This is a genomic window from Pedococcus sp. P2_E4, from assembly GCF_056403935.1.
Map to the genome: position 1 here is coordinate 61,901 of NZ_JBFUEO010000003.1, position 16,123 is coordinate 78,023.

The following is a 16,123-nucleotide window of genomic DNA, read 5'->3' on the forward strand; positions in this document are numbered from 1 at the left end:
ACCTAGCTGTCCGGCTGACCGTCGAGCATCCGTCTTTGGGGTGAGACCGGCAGCGGGAGTGGGCGTCCCCTCACCCCATGCCGGCGAGCCGGGCCAGCGCCGCGACCCCGGGGCCGGTGTGGGTTGCCAGCCGTTGGCGGGCGTCGTCCAGTGCCGCGGACTCGGGGTGCCCGGGCGGGATCCGCGCCGGGTTGAGGGCCACCTGGCTGGACCAGTCCCTGATGTCGCTCTCGGACATGAACGACATGGCGGCCCGGGTGCCAAGGACGTTCATCCCCGCCCACTGCGCCATCGAGTTGCCGTAGTTCGACGGCGGGCAGAGCCGGTTCTTGTACTCGTCGTCGTCGCGGGTTGCCTCGACGTAACCGACCAGCGCCGCCCCGAAGCACGGGAACCCCGCCCTGATCGCCTGCAGGGTGATCGCCTCCGGACGCCACACGGGGACCAGCGGCGGGTACTTCAGGCCATCCGCCGCGCAGTGCACGACCACCGCATCGTCCGCCACGGCGACCGACCCGTCCTCGAACGTGAGCTTTCCCCGGCTCACTGACTCGATGTGTCCCCGTCGGACGACGTTCTCCAGGGTGCGGAGCTGCTCGAGCTCCCACGTGGCCAGGGTGGGCGCCTTGGCCATCGTCGGCATGACGGTGCGGTCGACGCGCAGCATGATGCCGAGCTCCTCGAGACGCAGGAACAGGTCCTCGACGGAGGTGGCGTCCTGCGCTGCCTTCATCGTGTCGGCTGCCATGCCCAGGAAGACCGCGGGGTTCGGTTGCACCACCGCGCGGTTGATCATCCACGGGTCGCGGGCCCTGACCCAGCAGATCGCACCCGGGTCGACACCGCGCGAGAGCAGCCAGATGCAGGCATCGGTCGCGGTCTTCCCAGCCCCGACGACGACGTACTGGCTCGGCGCCTGGTCGAGGCGGGCCAGGGCGTTGACGGGCAGCACCGTGGCGTCGTCGGAGACGTCGAAGGGGGGCGGCTTCTCGGCAGGGATGCTGGGGGCCAGGTAGTGCGCGTCGACGATGCGGCACCTCTCGGGCACCTCGAACCGCTCTCCCGAGATGCGCGAGACGACGGTCCGGTCGCCGAGGTACTCACTGTTGGGGAAGAACTCGCCCTTGCCCGACTCCACCATCCGGTCGAGGACCCGGGCGTAGTAGGCACAGACCTCCGACTGCGTGGCCCTCTCCTGCAGGCCCTGCTCCGGCCCCCGCTGTTGCAGCTGACCGCCCCCGAGCAGCGTCGAGGCCACCCCGTAGAACGCGGACGCCTGGTGCAGGCGAACGAAGGGGTAGGCCTCGAGCCAGTGACCGCTGACGCCGTGGCGTCGGTCCACGAGGGCCACCCGGACGTCGGCGTGGTCGGTGAGCGCGTCGGTGAACGCCATGCCCATCGCCCCCGCACCCACCACGAGGTAGTCGGCGTCGACAGTGCGCATCAGACGGACACGCTGGTGATCGGTCCCATGCGGTCAGCATGCCCCCCGTGGCCGACCACGACCTCCCCAATCCGGCGGATCAGCCGAGCTGCCGGCGGACCTCCGCTAGAACGCCGCCACCCCCGCCGTCACGGCCAGTGCGAGCCCGAACGCGTAGGTCCCCATGGCGCCGGTCATCCGCGGCGAGGACTCCGCGGCGAGCGTCGTGGACCGGAGCATCGAGGCGGCATGCAGCAGGCGGGACGCCGTCGCGGCGACGACCAGCCCAGCGGTCCAGGGTCCCGGCGCCAGCCACCCGACGAGGAGGAACAGGGCAATGAGGGTGGGTACGTACTCCGTCGCGTTGCCGTGTGCGCGTTGCGCGATGAGGAGCGGATCCGCGGGGTCCGTGGGCATCTGGCTCCCGCCCCGCTTGGCCGCGTAACCGCGGTTGAGCGAGACGTTGAAGCCGAGGACGAAGATCGACGCGGCCAGGATGCTGGAGCAGACGATGGCTGTGGTCATGTCGGTGCCTTCCAGGTGGTGTGGGTGAGGACGTGCGAGACCAGGTCGGCGCAGTAGGTCGTGCCCAACAGGGCGTCGGCCTTGCGCAGCGCCCCGGGCGAGGTCACGTTGACCTCGATGAGGCGGTCGCCGATGACGTCGAGCCCGACGCACCGCAAGCCGTGGGCGCGCAGGGTGGGAGCGAGCCGGTCGACGATCTGCAGGTCACGGTCCGTGAGGTCGGCGGGCCCGTCAGGGCTGACGATGCGGAAGTCCCCCGGCACCGGGTGCCGGATGCTCGCGCCGACGGCGACGCCGTCCAGCACGTAGATCCGCTTGTTGCCGGCCTCCACCTGCGGGAGGTAGGGCTGGGCGACCACCGTCCGGGTGCCGCCGACGGTCGACATCTCGATGATCGAGGCGAGGTTGGGGTCACCCTGGGTCAGGATGAGGACGCCTCGTCCGCTGAAGCCGTCCACCGGCTTGACGACGACCCGCTCGTGCTCGGCCAGGAACGAGCAGAGCGTCTCGGCGTGGGCCGTCACCACGGTCGCCGGCACCAGGTCGGGGAACGACAGCCCGAGCAGGTGCTCGCTGCAGGCCCGCAGCCCACCGGGCGCGTTGACCATCGCCGTCCCACTGGCGTCGACGTGGTCGAGCACGTACGTCGCCGCCAGGAAGTCCAGGTCGACAGGGGGCTCGAGGCGCATGAAGACCGCGTCGACGTCCTCCAGCCGCAGCTGCTCCTCGGGTCCCGCGTCGTACCAAGGGTCCGGCACCGTCCAACGGCACCCCGCCGCCGGCGTGGAGGGCGCCAGCTTCAGGGCCCGCGCCCGCGCGACTGCTCGACCACCGACGATCTCGAGGTTCCTCGCCTCCGTGGCCCACACCTCGGCTCCGAGGTCCTGCGCCGCGTGCATGAGCCCGATGCTGGTGTCCAGGGATGCGTCCAGCCCGTCGAGGGGGTCGACGACGAAGACGGTCCTCATGCCGCCACCTCCCGGGCGTCGAGCAGTCCCAGCAGTGCGGCCGGGTCCGCGGACTGCCACTGGTCCCCGTACGTCGGGAGGGTGGGCAGCAGCAGCTCGAGGGCGGCGCGTCGCAGCCGCTCGTCGTACAGCAGTGCCCAGATGCTGCCCAGCAGCTCGGCCGTCGGCCGCTGGGAGTCCAGGTAGCGCAGCTCGAGGTAGCCACCTCGCGGCCGGACCGGCGGGAAGATCGTGCCGAGGTGGTACCGGTCGTCCTGCGCCTCCGGGATCGCAAGCCGCTCCGCGGCGCCGGCGAATGCGGCATACGCACCGATGGGGTCCTGCACGTCGAGGTGGCGGCCGTCGTAGCCGGTCCTGGCCGGGTCGATCCCCTGCCAGATGCGGGTGCGCTCCCGGGAGCCCCCGAAGGCCGCGACCAGGGGAGGTCCCGCCAGGTTCGCGACCAGCCACTGCTCGCGCCCTGCGCGGCCGGGCAGGAGGTCGACGCAGACCTGCAACGACGCGGTGAGGCGCATCATCCGCCGCCCGGAGTCGCCGTCCCGGTCGAAGAGCTCCTGCATCGCCAGGTAGCGCGGCGTCGCGAGGGCGAGAGGCACCTGCGCCAGGGAACGCCAGGGGTCGACGCCGGTCAGGGCGAGCGAGCTGGTCTCGGCGACGGCGGCGAGACACCAGTCCACCTCGCGGAGCAGGGCCCGGACCGACGCCTGCGGCGGCAGGCTCAGCTCGAGCTGCCCGCCCGGCTCGTATGTCGGGTGCCCCCGCTCGCAGAGCTCGCTCCCCAGGCGGGGCGTCCCCGCGACGTGCATCTCGAGCTCGACACCGATCCTGCGGTGTCCTCCCGGGCTGAATGCCCGGATCACTGCGTCCCTCATGGGTCCTTCTCCATTTCACCGCAGTTGCACTGCGATCAATTACCGCTAGAGTGACCCTCGTGGAGGAACGTGTCAAGAGGCAATATCGCTCGCCCGCCCGCACGGCGGCGGCCGACGAGACGCGGGCGCGCATCCGGGCGGCAGCGCTCGAGCTCTTCGTCCAGCGTGGGTTCCAGGGCACGACCCTCAAGGACGTGGCCGACCTCGCAGGGGTCGGCGAGCGGACCCTCTACGACAGCTTCGGCAGCAAGCTCGGCCTGCTGCGGCACACGATCGCGATGCTCACGATGGGCGACGAGTCCCGGGTGCGCGCCGCGGACCGCCCCGAGGCGGTAGCCGCTCGTGAGCTGGCCGACCCTCGGGAGGCGCTGGCCGCGCACCTCAAGGGGGCCACCGACCTCATGAACCGGGCCGGTGACCTGATCCTCATGGGCGACTCGGTGCCCGGTGTCGACCCCGGCCTGGAGCGCATGGTCACCCGGGGCAACCAGGCTGCCTACGAGCTGAACGTCAGGCTGGCACAACGCTTCCACGAGCGGGGTGAGCTGCGAACGGGCATGACCGTCGCGGACGCGGCCGACATCATGTACACCCTCACGTCCCCGGGCGTCTTCCGCACGATGCGGCGGATGCGTCGCTGGAGCCAGCGGCGGTACCACGAGTGGGTTCTGTCGACTGCCACGCAGCAGCTCCTCGGAGACCGCGACGACTGAGCTGCCCGCACGGTGACGGTGTCGGCGTCAGGTGGCCGTCATGACCCCTGCGCCCAGCAGGCCGAAGAGCACCAGGCCCAGTGCGACCCGGTACCAGACGAAGGCCGTGATCTTGTTGCTGCTGACGAACTTCAGCAACCACGCGATCGAGGCGTAGGCCACGACGAACGAGACGATGACACCGACGATGATCGGACCCACCCCGAGCAGCTCGAGGTGGCTGGACTCGCTGGCCATCTCGAAGAAGCCGGCTGCGGTGAGGGCGGGGATCGCCATGAAGAAGCTGAGCCTCGTCGCGGTGACGCGGTCGATGCCGCGGAAGAGCCCGGCCGAGATGGTGGCTCCGGACCGGGAGACACCGGGCACGAGGCTGAGGCACTGCACGAGGCCGATGACGAGGCCGTCGCGCAGCGTGACCTGACCCTCGCCGCGCTCCTCGCCGCGGGCGGCCAGTGCGGAGTGCCGGCTCTCGGCGAGCCACATCACGACGCTCCACAGCACGAGCGCGCCCGCCACGACCCACAGGCTGCGCAGCGGCCCGCTGATCAGGTCACGGGCCGCGAAGCCGACGACTCCCACCGGGAGGGAGCCGACGATGACCGCCCACGCCAGCTGGTAGTCGTGGTGGCCGCGCTGCTCGGCGCTGGCGAGACCGGCGAACCAGGCCTTGAGCAGCCGCAGGATGTCGGACCGGAAGTAGATCAGCGTGGCCAGGATGGCCCCCAGCTGGATGACGGCCGTGTAGGCCGTGACGCCGGGGTCGTCGACCTTGAGGCCGAGCATCTTCTCCGTGATGGTCAGGTGACCGGTGGAGGACACGGGCAGGAACTCGGTGAGTCCCTCCACGATGCCGAGGATCAGTGCGTCGAGGTAGCTCAGGCTCAAGGCGAGGGGCGCTTTCGGTTCGGGAGGGAGGATGCGGTGCGGGCGGTCCGGGTCAGGGGCCAGTCTCCCCCATGACCTCCGCCATCGTGCGCACGACCTGCAGGCGGTCCTCGAGGCCGCCCGCGAAGGGCGCGACGGACAGCGTGCCGACCCCCGCCTCGGCATAGCGCTGCAGGCGGTCGCGGATCCGGTCCCGCGGACCGATCAGCGCGGTGTCGTCGATGAACTGGAACGGCACGGCCGCGGCGGCGTCACGGTGCTTCCTGGCGAGGAAGAGGTCCTGCACCTCGGCGGCGGCCTCCTCGAACCCCATGCGGATCGCGAGCTGGTTGTAGAAGTTCTGCTCGCGCGACCCCATGCCACCGATGTAGAGGGCGGCGTAGGGACGGATCAGGTCGGCCGCGGCCTCGACGTCGTCGGCGATGACGACCGGCACGGACGGTGCGATGTCGAAACCCGCCAGCGGGTCGTCGGGCGTCCCGTGGCCGCCGCGGCGGCGTCCTGCAACGACCGACTCGACCAACCCTGTCGAGTGCTCCGGGCTGAAGAAGATCGCGTGCCAGCCGTCGGCGATCTCGCCGGCCAGCTCGAGGTTCTTCGGGCCCACGGCTGCAAGGTAGATCGGGACGTCCTGGCGCGGCGGGTGGACGGTGAGCTTGAGGGCCTTGCCCGGACCGTCCGGGAGGGGCAGCGTGAAGTGCTTGCCGGCATACGCCACGGTCTCCCGGTGCATCGCCATCCGGACGATGTCGACGTACTCGCGGGTGCGGCCCAGGGGCGACGCGAACCGCACCCCGTGCCACCCCTCGCTCACCTGGGGGCCACTCACCCCGAGGCCGAGACGGAACCGCCCGCCAGAAAGGGTGTCGAGCGTTGCCGCAGTCATGGCGGTCATCGCGGGCGTGCGACCCGGGATCTGCATGACCGCGGCTCCCAGCCCGATCCGCTCGGTCAGCGCGCCGATCCACGACAGCACCGTCGGCACGTCCGAGCCGTAGGCCTCCGCCGCCCACGCCACCGCATACCCCAGGCGGTCTGCCTCCTGCGCCACCGCGACGTTGTCACGGTCGACGCCCATGCCGAAGTAGCCGAGGTTCACGCCCAGTTCCATGCGCCGCAGGCTATCCCGCCCACGTGGACCCGGGCGGGACGACTACGGTACGGAGGCATGCGCCGCAGAAGAATGGGGACCTCAGGGCTGTCCGTCTCCCGACTCGCCCTTGGCACGATGACCTGGGGTCGCAGCACCGACGAGGAGGGCGCGCGCGAGCAGCTGCGCACCTTCGTCGACGCCGGCGGCACCCTCGTCGACACGGCACACGGCTACTCCGACGGTGCCGCCGAGGAGATCATCGGCCGGCTCATCGACTCGGAGGTGTCGCGCGAGGACATCGTGATCTGCACGAAGTCGGGGATCTCGCGGCGTTCGGGACAGCGAGTGGTGGACACCTCCCGGCACAGCCTGCTCAGCCAGCTCGACACCTCGCTCGAGCGCCTCGGGTCCGATCACGTCGACCTGTGGCTGGTGCACACGTGGTCCGACGAGGCGCCGCTCACCGAGACGCTGTCGGCCCTGGAGTGGGCCGTCGCCACGGGGAGGGCGCGCTACGTCGGCGTCTCGAACTTCAGCGGCTGGCAGACGACCCGGGCCCTCTCGCTGCTCGAGCAGGCGCGAGTTCCGTTGGTGGCCAACGAGATCGAGTACTCGCTGGTCAACCGGACCGCTGAACCTGACCTGCTCGCGGCCGCCCAGGCGCTCGGCTTCGGGTTGCTCCCGTGGTCGCCGCTGGGCCGGGGTGTCCTGACGGGGAAGTACCGCCACGGCGTGCCCGCGGACTCCCGGGCCGCCTCCCGCGACTTCCCGCGGTTCACGGCTCGCTACCTCGACGACCGCAGCACCAACATCGTCGAGGCGCTCGCCATCGCGGCCAAGGGCCTGGACGTCACGCCGTCCGAGGTGGCGCTGGCCTGGGTGCGCGACCGGCCCGGCGTCGTCGCGCCCGTGGTGGGGGCCCGCACGACCGCTCAGCTGCGCACCTCACTCGCCAGCGAGTCGCTGGAGCTGCCTGACGAGCTGGTCGCGGCCCTCGACGAGGTCTCTGCCTGACCGGACTGCCCGACCCCTCGGGGGTGCCGGGGGTGCGGCCCGCTCAGGTGTCGTCGTCGTCCTCTTCGTAGTCGTCGTCCAGGCCCGAGTAGACGCCACTGCCGTCGCGGTCCTCGTCGGAGTGGTCGTCGAGCTCGTCGTCGTCCTCGTCGTCGTCCTCGTCACCCTCGCCGTCGTAGATGTCCAGCGGGGTCATCTCGCCGTAGGCCTGCAGGAGGGCGTCGTCGTACTCGGCGAACGCGTCAGCGAGGTCGTCATAGGCCGCGATCACGGTCGGGTCGTCCTCCCCACGCTTGGACGACGAAGCCTCCAGGTGGCGCTCGAACGCGCTCATGAGGTTGGCCAGCGCGCCACGCGGGTCAGCGGTCATGTGCCGACCGTAGCGGGTTCTGCGTCAAAATGGCGTGGATGGTTGAGTACGAGTACCGCGTGCTGAGCTTCGCGCGAGACGTTTCGCGTTCGGACATCCGCCGGACGCTGGCTGATCATGCCGAGTACGGACACTGGGAGCTGCACCGCACCCGGATCTACCTCGGGGGCAGCCAACGGACCTGGTTGCGGCGCAAGATCATCCGGGTCCCACGGGCCAGCTGACGGCAGCTCAGAGCGCGCGCTCGACCAGGGCCAGGCGGCGTGACGTGAGCATCAGCACCCCACCGAGCCACAGCAACCCGGCGGCCAGGACCGACGTCTGCACCACCTCGGCGCCGGTGAACGCCAGCCGGCCGTTGAAGGTGTCCGCGCCCGGGTCTGCGTTCGGGGCTGCAGCACGGGCGGCCTGGGTCGTCGACGACGCGCCGGTGGCACCGGGGTTCGTCCCGCTCGGTGAACCCAGACCGGCCGGGCACGGCTCGACGGCCTCGCGAACGGGGACACCGGCCATCGCGAGGGCTGCGAGGACGTCGCGGTCGAGGACGACCAGGTCCGCCTTGGGGCGCGTGCCGTCGCTCGGCAGGCGGACGCACAGGCCGAGGAGCCCGTCGATGTCGGCGTCGGCGGCGACCAGGTCGTCGCCCCCTGCGCTCGCCCGAGCCGAGGGCGACTGCTGCTCAGCGGCGGGGCTGCCCGTCGGCGCCGGACCCGAGCGGGCGGGAGCGGCGTTCCCTCGCGACGACGAGTTGGGGGCCTGAGCGGGCGCCGGCGCAGGAACGGGCGCTGGAGCTGGCGCTGGACTGCCGGTGAGGGGCCGGGTGACCGCGTCCAGCGTGTCGGTGACCGGGGTCGTCACCCCCACCAGGGGCGTTCCGGGGTCCGGCAGGCCCAGGGCGTCGGACTGGGCGCCTGCGGCGACCACGACTCCCATCCCGATCAGGATGACCGCCGCCGCGCGGGCCGCGACCCTGGCTGTGGGGTGGGTGGAAAGAGCGGACATCGATGTCTCCTCGGCGCAGGGTGGTGACCACGTCGACCACTTCCCCCTGACAACGAGGCGCGACCCCACGGGGCTACGGCTGGGTTGTCGCCGGCCTCAGCAGGTGGCGATGAACCGGGCCAGCACCGTGGCGCCGAAGCGCAGCGACGACACCGGCACGCGCTCGTCGATGCCGTGGAACATCGGCGCGAAGTCGAGGTCGGCCGGCAGCTTCAGCGGTGCGAAGCCGTATCCCGTGATGCCGAGTCGGCTCAGCGCCTTGTTGTCGGTCCCGCCGGACAGGCAGTACGGCAGCACCTCGGCGTCGGGGTCCTCGGCGAGCAGCGCGGCCTTCATCGCGTCCACCAGAGGGCCCTCGAAGGGCGCGTCGAGGGCGATGTCCTGGTGGACGACCTCGACGCGGACGTGCTCACCGGCCAGCTCCCGGATGGTGGCCAGCAAGTCCTCGTCGTGGCCCGGCAGGAAGCGGGCGTCGAGGGAGGCACAGGCGGTCTGCGGGATCACGTTGTGCTTGTAGCCCGCCTCGGCCATCGTGAAGTTGGCGGTGTCCTGCAGGGTGCCGCGCACGAACCCCTGGGCCCCACCGAGGTGGTCCAGCAGGTCCTCGAGGTCCTCGTCCGACCAGCTCGTGCCCGTGAGGTCGCTCAACCCGTCAAGGAGCTCGCGAACCGAGGCGAGGTACTCCCGCGGCCACTTGTGGGCGTCGATCCGGCTGATCGCCTCCGCCAGTCGCACCAGTGCGTTCTCGTCGTTGGGCACCGAGCCGTGACCGGCCCGGCCGGTGGCCACCAGCCGCAGCCAGAGGATCCCCTTCTCGGCGGTCTGGACGAGGTAGGCGCGGGTCTGGCCGCCCTCCTTGGTGGGGACGGTGACGGAGTAGCCTCCGACCTCGCTGACCGCCTCGGTGACCCCCTCGAACAGCTCCGGGTGGTGGTCGACGACGTAGTGGCTCCCCTTGACGCCTCCGGCCTCCTCGTCCGCGAAGAAGGCGAACACGACGTCGCGAGGGGGCTTGGTGCCCGTGCGGGCGAGGTCGCGGACGCAGGCCAGGATCATCGCGTCCATGTCCTTCATGTCCACGGCCCCGCGACCCCAGATGCAGCCGTCCTGCTCGAGGCCGGAGAACGGGTCCACCTGCCAGTCGGCGGCGTTCGCCGGCACGACGTCGAGGTGTCCGTGGATGCACAGGGCCGGACGGTCGCGGTCCTCCCCCTCGACCCTGACGACGACGCTGGTCCGACCCGGGTCGGACTCCACGACGGTGGGCTCGAGGCCCACCTCGCGCAGCTGGGCGACGACGTAGTCGGCCGCAGCGCGCTCCCCCGGCCCGCTGCCGTCACCGAAGTTCGTCGAGTCGATCCGGATCAGCTCCTGGCAGATCCGGACGACCTCGTCGGCGGGGGTGGTTGGGGCGGGCGTGGCGGAGGTCATGTTCCCCAGACTAGGCGCGCCCCCGTATGCCGTGTGGCTCGCCCGCTGGCGGGTTCCGTTGGGGGCTGGGCCGTTTGGGAGTTGAGCCACCCTGCGTGCTATCGTTCCGGGTCGCAGCAGGCGCTTCCCAGAGGGCCTGCGACACACCTTGTCCGGGTGGCGGAATGGCAGACGCGCTAGCTTGAGGTGCTAGTGCCCTTTATCGGGCGTGGGGGTTCAAGTCCCCCTCCGGACACCACGCGAAGAAGGACCCTCCAGGTTGGTCGGAGGGTCCTTCTCGTGTCCGTGTCGTTGCGCCCACGGTGAACCCCGGAATCCGACCGTGCCCACCACTCGTTGACACCACCGTGAGCACTGACCCGGCAGCCGAGCGGGCCGCCCTGGATGCCTATTCGGCCATAGTCACGTCCGTCGCGGCACACCTGACGCCGAAGGTCGCCGCGCTTCGGACCAGGTCGCGCCGCGGCGAGTCCACGGGGTCGGCGGTGGTCCTGACCGGTGAGTCGCACCTCGTCACCAATGCCCACGTCGTCGGCAGTGCGGACGGTGGCACCGCGGAGTTCGCCGACGGCACCGTCGCCCGTTTCGACGTCGTCGGCCGTGATCCGTTGTCCGACATCGCCGTCATCCGCGCCCACGGCCAGGTCCCGGCGCCGCCCGAATACGGCGACGCCAGCTCGCTGCTCGTCGGGTCGCTCGTGGTGGCCGTCGGCAACCCGCTGGGCCTCTCGGGCACGGTGACGGCCGGCGTCGTGAGCGCGCTCGGACGCAGCATGCCGGTTCGCACCAGGACGACGGCGCGCCTCATCGAGGACGTGATCCAGACGGACGCGGCGCTCAACCCGGGCAACTCCGGCGGCGCCCTGGCCGACAGCCGCGGTCGCGTCGTCGGGATCAACACGGCGGTCGCAGGGGTGGGCCTGGGGCTGGCGGTCCCCATCAACGCGACGACCCACCGGATCATCTACGCGCTGATGCACGACGGGCGGGTGCGGCGGGCGTACCTCGGTCTCGTGAGCACCCCGGCACGACTGACGCCGGCCCAGGCCGACCGGTACGGCCAACGCGGAGCGTTGCGGGTGGTCGAGGTCGTCGAGCGGAGCCCGGCCGCCCAAGGCGGCTTGCTGGCCGGCGACCTGGTGCTGGCGATCGACGGCGCCCCACTCGGTGACGCGCAGTCGCTGCAGAAGCGGCTGTTCTCCGAGGCGATCGGCCAGCGGATGGAGGTGACGGTCATCCGCAACGGAGCACTGGTCGACGCAGTGGTCCTGCCGAGCGAGCTGACGGACTGAAGCCGTCGGCTACCTGATTGAGCGTCCTGCTCCCGCTCATCGTGGTCCTACCCGTGACCAGGACTGGTTCCGCAAGGCTCAGCCGTGGGCCCGCGACGGTCATCCATCCTGGGCGGTCCAGGCACGGAAGGCCTCCACCGCGGTCGGCAACGTCATGAAGATGCGTGACTCCCCCACCTGTTCCACGAACCCCACGCGCTGGAGGTCGTCCCGCAGGTCCTGCTTGACCCGAGCCATCGCGAAGACGATGCCGCGCCGCTCCACCTCCTGCCGCAGTGACTCGAGGGTGTCGGCGGCCGTGAGGTCGACCCCGACGTTCGCCTCGGCGTTGAGCAGGAACCACTTCGCGGGCGTCGGTGACGAGTCGATGGCCCCGAGGGCGCGCTGGATGAAGTCCTCGGAGTTGGCGAAGAACAACGGTGAGTCGTACCGGTAGACCACCAGCCCCGGGACCTGCTCGGCCTGCGGGTAGTCGTCCACGTCGTGCATGCCCGCCAGCCCGTGGACGTACCCGAGGATGCCGTCGTGTGGTCGGGTGACCCGGTGGAGCAGGTCCAGCACCGACAGGGCCACGGCGATGAGGACGCCCTGGAGGGCACCCAGGGCGAGGACGGCCACGGTCGTGCCCAGCGCCAGGGCCAGCTCGGTGCGCCGGAAGGCGCCGATCCGCCTGAGCTCGGGGACGTCGATGAGCCGGAGGGCGGCATACACGACGACGGCGCCGAGGGCAGCACTGGGGAACGCCGCGAGCACGGGTCCGAGGAACAGGATCGAGACGACCACGGTGCCCAGCGCGACGAGCGAGTACAACTGGGTGCGGCTGCCCATGGCATCGCCGATGGCCGTCCGGCTCCCACTGCTGCTCACGGGGAAGCCGTGCACCGCACCGGACGCGAGGTTGGCCACGCCCAGTGCCAGCAGCTCCTGGTTGTTGTCCAGCACGCTGGTGTGCCTGGCCTCGAAGGCGCGCGCCGTGAGCACGTTGTCGGAGAAGGCGACGATGGCGATGCCCAGGGCTGCCGGGAGGAGCTCGCGCAGGTCCGAGGGCGAAACGCCCGCGAACTGCAGCGGCGGGAGCTCGCGCGGGATGGGCCCCACGACCGTCACGCCGCGGCGCTGCAGGTCCAGCAGGGCGACTGCGGCCGCCGCGAGCAGCATGCCCAGGAGCGGCACGGGCGCCCGGGGGTAGAACCTGCTGGCGACGAGCAGGAAGGTCAGGACGGTCATGCCGACGACCACCGTGGCCGGCTCAAGCTCCCCCAGGTGCCGTGCCACGAAGACGACATCGTCCACAGACGTCTCGCCCTCGACGGACAGGCCGGTGAGCTTCCCGAGCTGGCTCACCACCATGAGGAGCGCCACGCCACTCATGTAGCCCACCAGGACCGGTCGGGACAGCAGCTCCGCGAGGAAGCCGAGCCTGACGAGCCACCCGACCAGGCACACCAGACCGACCACTCCCGCGAGGACCGCGGCCAGCGTCGCGTGGCGCTCGGGCTGCGTCGACGCGATGCCCCCCAGTGCGGTGGCCGTCATGAGGGCGGTGGTGGACTCCGGCCCCACCGACAGCTGCGGCGAGGACCCGAGGACGGAGTAGACGAGCAGCGCGCCGACGCAGGCCCAGAGGCCGACGACGGCCGGGAGCCTCGCCACCTCGGCATACGCCATGACCTGCGGGACGAGGTAGGCCGTGACGGTGACCCCCGCGACCACGTCCCCGCGCAGCCAACCACGCTGGTAGCGGCGCAGCACGAACCAACCGGGAGCCAGCCGCTCCCAGCGACCCTGGACGCCTGCGCGCGGCCGGGGCGTCACCTGCGGCGCGACCTCACCCCCCCAGCGTCCTCCCGATGCCGGCGTTCGTCGCGGGGTCCTTGGTCCCGTCCGCGGGTCGTCCTCCTGAGCGAGGGGTCACCCGTTCGGGCCAAACCCGACCCGAGGTCGGACGACCCCCGGCGCGTCTCCCGGCGGCTGTCCACCATGCGGACCTACCTTCGACTCGTGAGCACAGCCACGGCATACCACCACACCACCAGCCACCACCCCCGCGTCCTGCGCGGGGCGCGTGGCTGGATCTGGGTGTGCCAGTGCGGCGGCGCCTCGTGCCGGACCCCCGCGCAGCCTCCGCTGCCGTGGCGCATGGCCCTGATCGGCGCGCTGCTGCACTCGGGAACCATCGCCCCCTGACACCCCCTGCCCCGCCCGCGACCCACCGGACCGCGGGCGCCGCGGCGTGAGGCGCTTCGGCTACAGCCAGGTGTGCACGCGGACGGTCGTCCCCGTCTCCGAGGACCGCAACTGCACGAGGTCGCACAGCTGGTTGACCATCCACAGGCCGCGGCCGTCGGACTCCTCCATGTCCGGTGCGAAGCGCCCGGTGAGCGGGTCGGTGACGACGCCTTCGTCGACCACCTCGCAGACCAGCGCGTCGGTGGTGCGCCACAGCCGCAGCGTGCCACCCCCGCCGCCGTGCACGAGGGTGTTGACCCCCAGCTCGTGCAGGGCCAGCCCGAGGTCGACGGCGCGGCTCTCGTCGACGCCGCACACGCGGGCGACGTGGAGGGCGAGGTCGCGGACCGACCGGAGCGAGGCGCTGGTGATCGTCCGAACGACGTGGGACCCGGGCGGCTCGGACAGGAGCGCGGCGAAGGCGTGACCCGCGCCCTCGTCGACGAAGGCCGGGTTCGCCTCCGACGACCCGTGGTCGTCCGCGACCCACGGGTGGGTGCGGATGGACTCCTCGATGACGGCCGCCGGCAGCGCGCCGACCTCGTACGGGCAGCGAAGCCAGAAGGGCGTGTCGGCCGGTACCGCCGCGTTGAGCAGCGACTCGTGGAGCTGGCACTCCTCCACCTCGGCGTCGCGGCGGCCGGCCCACAGCGGTTCCCCGACGCCGCGGGCTGGGCGACCAGCGGCGGCGTTCAGGAACTCGGCCCACGCGGCGATGATGCGTGCGGGGTTCGACCCCACCGCCTCCATGTCCGCCAGGACGACCGCGTCCGCGTCGGGACCCAGCGCCTGCGCGACCCGGGCCAGCCGGGCCTTCGGCACGGCCACCATGACCGGCTGGCCACTGTCCAGGCCGTCGCGGACGAACTGGACCGTCCGCTCGACGAAGTCGTCGACGTCCGACCACAACATGACGTCGTGGCGGTAGTGCTCGGGGGCGCGCTCGACCGACCTCGTGGAAGGGCTGGTGGTGGTCATCGCACACGGTCTCCGGAAACACCCAGCCGGGGTACAGCCGCCCCGGACGCCAGCAACGTTACGCCCGGGCACCGCGCTTCGGGCCAAAATCTCCTGCTTCGAGGCAGATTCCTCGAAACGGGTGGTTGGCAGGTGGCACCAAGTCCGACATTGTTCGAGGACCACTGAACCCTGGAGGCATTGATGAAGGTCGGCATCCCGCGCGAGGTCAAGAACCACGAGTACCGGGTGGCCATCACCCCGTCCGGCGTTCACGAGCTCGTCGTCCACGGCCACGAGGTGTTCGTCGAGAAGGACGCCGGAGTCGGCTCCTCGATCCTCGACGAGGACTACACGGCGGCCGGCGCCACCATCCTGGACACCGCCGACGACGTCTGGGGCACCGGCGACCTCATCCTCAAGGTGAAGGAGCCCATCGAGCCGGAGTACCACCGCATGCGCGAGGGCCAGACGCTCTTCACCTACCTGCACCTGGCGGCCGACAAGCCGCTCACCGAGGAGCTCGTGAAGCGCAAGGTCACGGGCATCGCCTACGAGACGGTCGAGCTGCCCGACCGTTCCCTGCCCCTGCTGGCCCCGATGTCCGAGGTCGCCGGCCGGCTCGCGCCCCAGGTCGGCGCCCAGACGCTGATGCGCGCGCAGGGCGGTCGCGGCGTGCTCATGGGCGGGGTGAGCGGGGTCTACGCCGCCAAGGTCGTCGTCATCGGGGCAGGCGTCTCCGGCATGAACGCAGCGGCGATCGCGCTGGGCATGCAGGCCGAGGTGCTCCTGCTCGACCGCGACATCGCCAAGCTGCGGCACGCGGACGCCATCTACCAGGGCCACTGCCAGACCGTTGCGTCCAACACCTACGAGATCGAGCGGGCGATCGAGGACGCCGACCTGGTCATCGGAGCAGTCCTCGTCCCGGGCGCCAAGGCCCCCAAGCTGGTGACGAACGAGCAGGTCTCGAGGATGCGGCCGGGCTCGGTGCTCGTCGACATCTCCATCGACCAGGGTGGCTGCTTCGAGGACTCGCGTCCCACGACCCATGCCGACCCGACGTACCAGGTCCACAACTCGGTCTTCTACTGCGTCGCGAACATGCCCGGCGCGGTGCCGCACACCAGCACCTATGCCCTGACCAACGTCACCCTGCCGTATGCCGTTGCCCTCGCCGACCAGGGCTGGCGTGGTGCCCTCGCCGGGTCGAAGCCGCTCAGCCTGGGGCTCAACACCCACGACGGCCACGTCACCTACGCGCCGGTCGCCGAGGCGCACGGGTTCGAGTCCGTCGACGTCGCGACGGTGCTCGCCGGCTGACGGCCGCCTTGGGACCGAACCCTGCC

The 16,123-nt window shown here is 71.3% G+C and carries 17 protein-coding genes and 1 tRNA gene; 7 read left to right on the top strand and 11 right to left on the bottom strand.

Annotated features, from left to right (window positions below; all coding sequences use genetic code 11):
* Positions 1 to 70: 70 nt before the first annotated feature.
* The 4 genes from AC1DV7_RS02655 to AC1DV7_RS02670 all read right to left on the bottom strand — a co-directional run bounded on the left by AC1DV7_RS02655 (position 71) and on the right by AC1DV7_RS02670 (position 3,788).
* On the bottom strand, positions 71 to 1,444 hold the full coding sequence (locus AC1DV7_RS02655; RefSeq protein WP_477594314.1) for an NAD(P)-binding protein: 1,374 nt from the start codon (positions 1,442 to 1,444) through the stop codon (positions 71 to 73).
* A 105-nt stretch (positions 1,445 to 1,549) separates the two neighbouring features.
* Complete coding sequence (locus AC1DV7_RS02660) at positions 1,550 to 1,948, bottom strand: MAPEG family protein (protein ID WP_477594316.1); 399 nt, start codon at positions 1,946 to 1,948, stop codon at positions 1,550 to 1,552.
* The gene (gshB, locus tag AC1DV7_RS02665; protein WP_477594318.1) at positions 1,945 to 2,916 is read right to left on the bottom strand and encodes a glutathione synthase; all 972 of its coding nucleotides are present in this window, start codon (positions 2,914 to 2,916) and stop codon (positions 1,945 to 1,947) included. The genes AC1DV7_RS02660 and gshB overlap by 4 nt, the downstream gene beginning before the upstream one ends.
* Complete coding sequence (locus AC1DV7_RS02670; RefSeq protein WP_477594320.1) at positions 2,913 to 3,788, bottom strand: glutamate-cysteine ligase family protein; 876 nt, start codon at positions 3,786 to 3,788, stop codon at positions 2,913 to 2,915. The genes gshB and AC1DV7_RS02670 overlap by 4 nt, the downstream gene beginning before the upstream one ends.
* A gap of 59 nt (positions 3,789 to 3,847) precedes the next feature.
* Here AC1DV7_RS02670 and AC1DV7_RS02675 point away from each other — a divergent pair, with 59 nt between their 5' ends.
* Positions 3,848 to 4,501: a TetR/AcrR family transcriptional regulator gene (locus AC1DV7_RS02675; protein WP_477594322.1), complete on the top strand. Its 654-nt coding sequence runs from the start codon at positions 3,848 to 3,850 to the stop codon at positions 4,499 to 4,501.
* A 27-nt stretch (positions 4,502 to 4,528) separates the two neighbouring features.
* On the opposite strand, the gene AC1DV7_RS02680 is transcribed toward AC1DV7_RS02675, so the two are convergent.
* On the bottom strand, positions 4,529 to 5,386 hold the full coding sequence (locus AC1DV7_RS02680; protein WP_477594324.1) for an undecaprenyl-diphosphate phosphatase: 858 nt from the start codon (positions 5,384 to 5,386) through the stop codon (positions 4,529 to 4,531).
* A gap of 52 nt (positions 5,387 to 5,438) precedes the next feature.
* Positions 5,439 to 6,497 carry an LLM class F420-dependent oxidoreductase gene (locus AC1DV7_RS02685; protein WP_477594326.1) on the bottom strand — a complete coding sequence of 353 codons (1,059 nt, stop codon included), beginning with the start codon at positions 6,495 to 6,497 and terminating at the stop codon, positions 5,439 to 5,441.
* A 57-nt stretch (positions 6,498 to 6,554) separates the two neighbouring features.
* Between AC1DV7_RS02685 and AC1DV7_RS02690 the strand changes: the two genes are divergently transcribed.
* The gene (locus tag AC1DV7_RS02690; protein WP_477594328.1) at positions 6,555 to 7,493 is read left to right on the top strand and encodes an aldo/keto reductase; all 939 of its coding nucleotides are present in this window, start codon (positions 6,555 to 6,557) and stop codon (positions 7,491 to 7,493) included.
* Between the two features lie 43 nt (positions 7,494 to 7,536).
* On the opposite strand, the gene AC1DV7_RS02695 is transcribed toward AC1DV7_RS02690, so the two are convergent.
* Positions 7,537 to 7,863: a hypothetical protein gene (locus AC1DV7_RS02695; RefSeq protein WP_477594330.1), complete on the bottom strand. Its 327-nt coding sequence runs from the start codon at positions 7,861 to 7,863 to the stop codon at positions 7,537 to 7,539.
* A gap of 38 nt (positions 7,864 to 7,901) precedes the next feature.
* On the opposite strand from AC1DV7_RS02695, the gene AC1DV7_RS02700 reads away from it, so the two are divergent.
* Complete coding sequence (locus tag AC1DV7_RS02700) at positions 7,902 to 8,087, top strand: DUF5703 family protein (RefSeq protein ID WP_477594332.1); 186 nt, start codon at positions 7,902 to 7,904, stop codon at positions 8,085 to 8,087.
* 7 nt (positions 8,088 to 8,094) lie between these two features.
* On the opposite strand, the gene AC1DV7_RS02705 is transcribed toward AC1DV7_RS02700, so the two are convergent.
* Positions 8,095 to 8,865, bottom strand: coding sequence for a hypothetical protein (locus AC1DV7_RS02705; RefSeq protein WP_477594334.1), 771 nt, complete (start codon positions 8,863 to 8,865; stop codon positions 8,095 to 8,097).
* Positions 8,866 to 8,961: 96 nt separating this feature from the next.
* Positions 8,962 to 10,296: a M20/M25/M40 family metallo-hydrolase gene (locus tag AC1DV7_RS02710; protein ID WP_477594336.1), complete on the bottom strand. Its 1,335-nt coding sequence runs from the start codon at positions 10,294 to 10,296 to the stop codon at positions 8,962 to 8,964.
* Between the two features lie 150 nt (positions 10,297 to 10,446).
* Between AC1DV7_RS02710 and AC1DV7_RS02715 the strand changes: the two genes are divergently transcribed.
* Positions 10,447 to 10,534 (top strand) — tRNA-Leu (locus tag AC1DV7_RS02715).
* A gap of 109 nt (positions 10,535 to 10,643) precedes the next feature.
* The gene (locus tag AC1DV7_RS02720; protein WP_477594338.1) at positions 10,644 to 11,588 is read left to right on the top strand and encodes a S1C family serine protease; all 945 of its coding nucleotides are present in this window, start codon (positions 10,644 to 10,646) and stop codon (positions 11,586 to 11,588) included.
* Between the two features lie 99 nt (positions 11,589 to 11,687).
* On the opposite strand, the gene AC1DV7_RS02725 is transcribed toward AC1DV7_RS02720, so the two are convergent.
* Positions 11,688 to 13,403 (bottom strand): SulP family inorganic anion transporter, encoded by a 1,716-nt coding sequence (locus AC1DV7_RS02725; RefSeq protein WP_477594340.1) that lies wholly within the window; start codon positions 13,401 to 13,403, stop codon positions 11,688 to 11,690.
* A 186-nt stretch (positions 13,404 to 13,589) separates the two neighbouring features.
* Between AC1DV7_RS02725 and AC1DV7_RS02730 the strand changes: the two genes are divergently transcribed.
* Positions 13,590 to 13,775: a hypothetical protein gene (locus tag AC1DV7_RS02730; RefSeq protein ID WP_477594341.1), complete on the top strand. Its 186-nt coding sequence runs from the start codon at positions 13,590 to 13,592 to the stop codon at positions 13,773 to 13,775.
* Positions 13,776 to 13,835: 60 nt separating this feature from the next.
* Here AC1DV7_RS02730 and AC1DV7_RS02735 read toward each other — a convergent pair whose 3' ends face one another.
* Positions 13,836 to 14,795 carry an anti-sigma factor RsbA family regulatory protein gene (locus AC1DV7_RS02735; RefSeq protein WP_477594343.1) on the bottom strand — a complete coding sequence of 320 codons (960 nt, stop codon included), beginning with the start codon at positions 14,793 to 14,795 and terminating at the stop codon, positions 13,836 to 13,838.
* A gap of 183 nt (positions 14,796 to 14,978) precedes the next feature.
* On the opposite strand from AC1DV7_RS02735, the gene ald reads away from it, so the two are divergent.
* Positions 14,979 to 16,097: an alanine dehydrogenase gene (ald, locus tag AC1DV7_RS02740; RefSeq protein WP_477594345.1), complete on the top strand. Its 1,119-nt coding sequence runs from the start codon at positions 14,979 to 14,981 to the stop codon at positions 16,095 to 16,097.
* Positions 16,098 to 16,123: the final 26 nt, after the last annotated feature.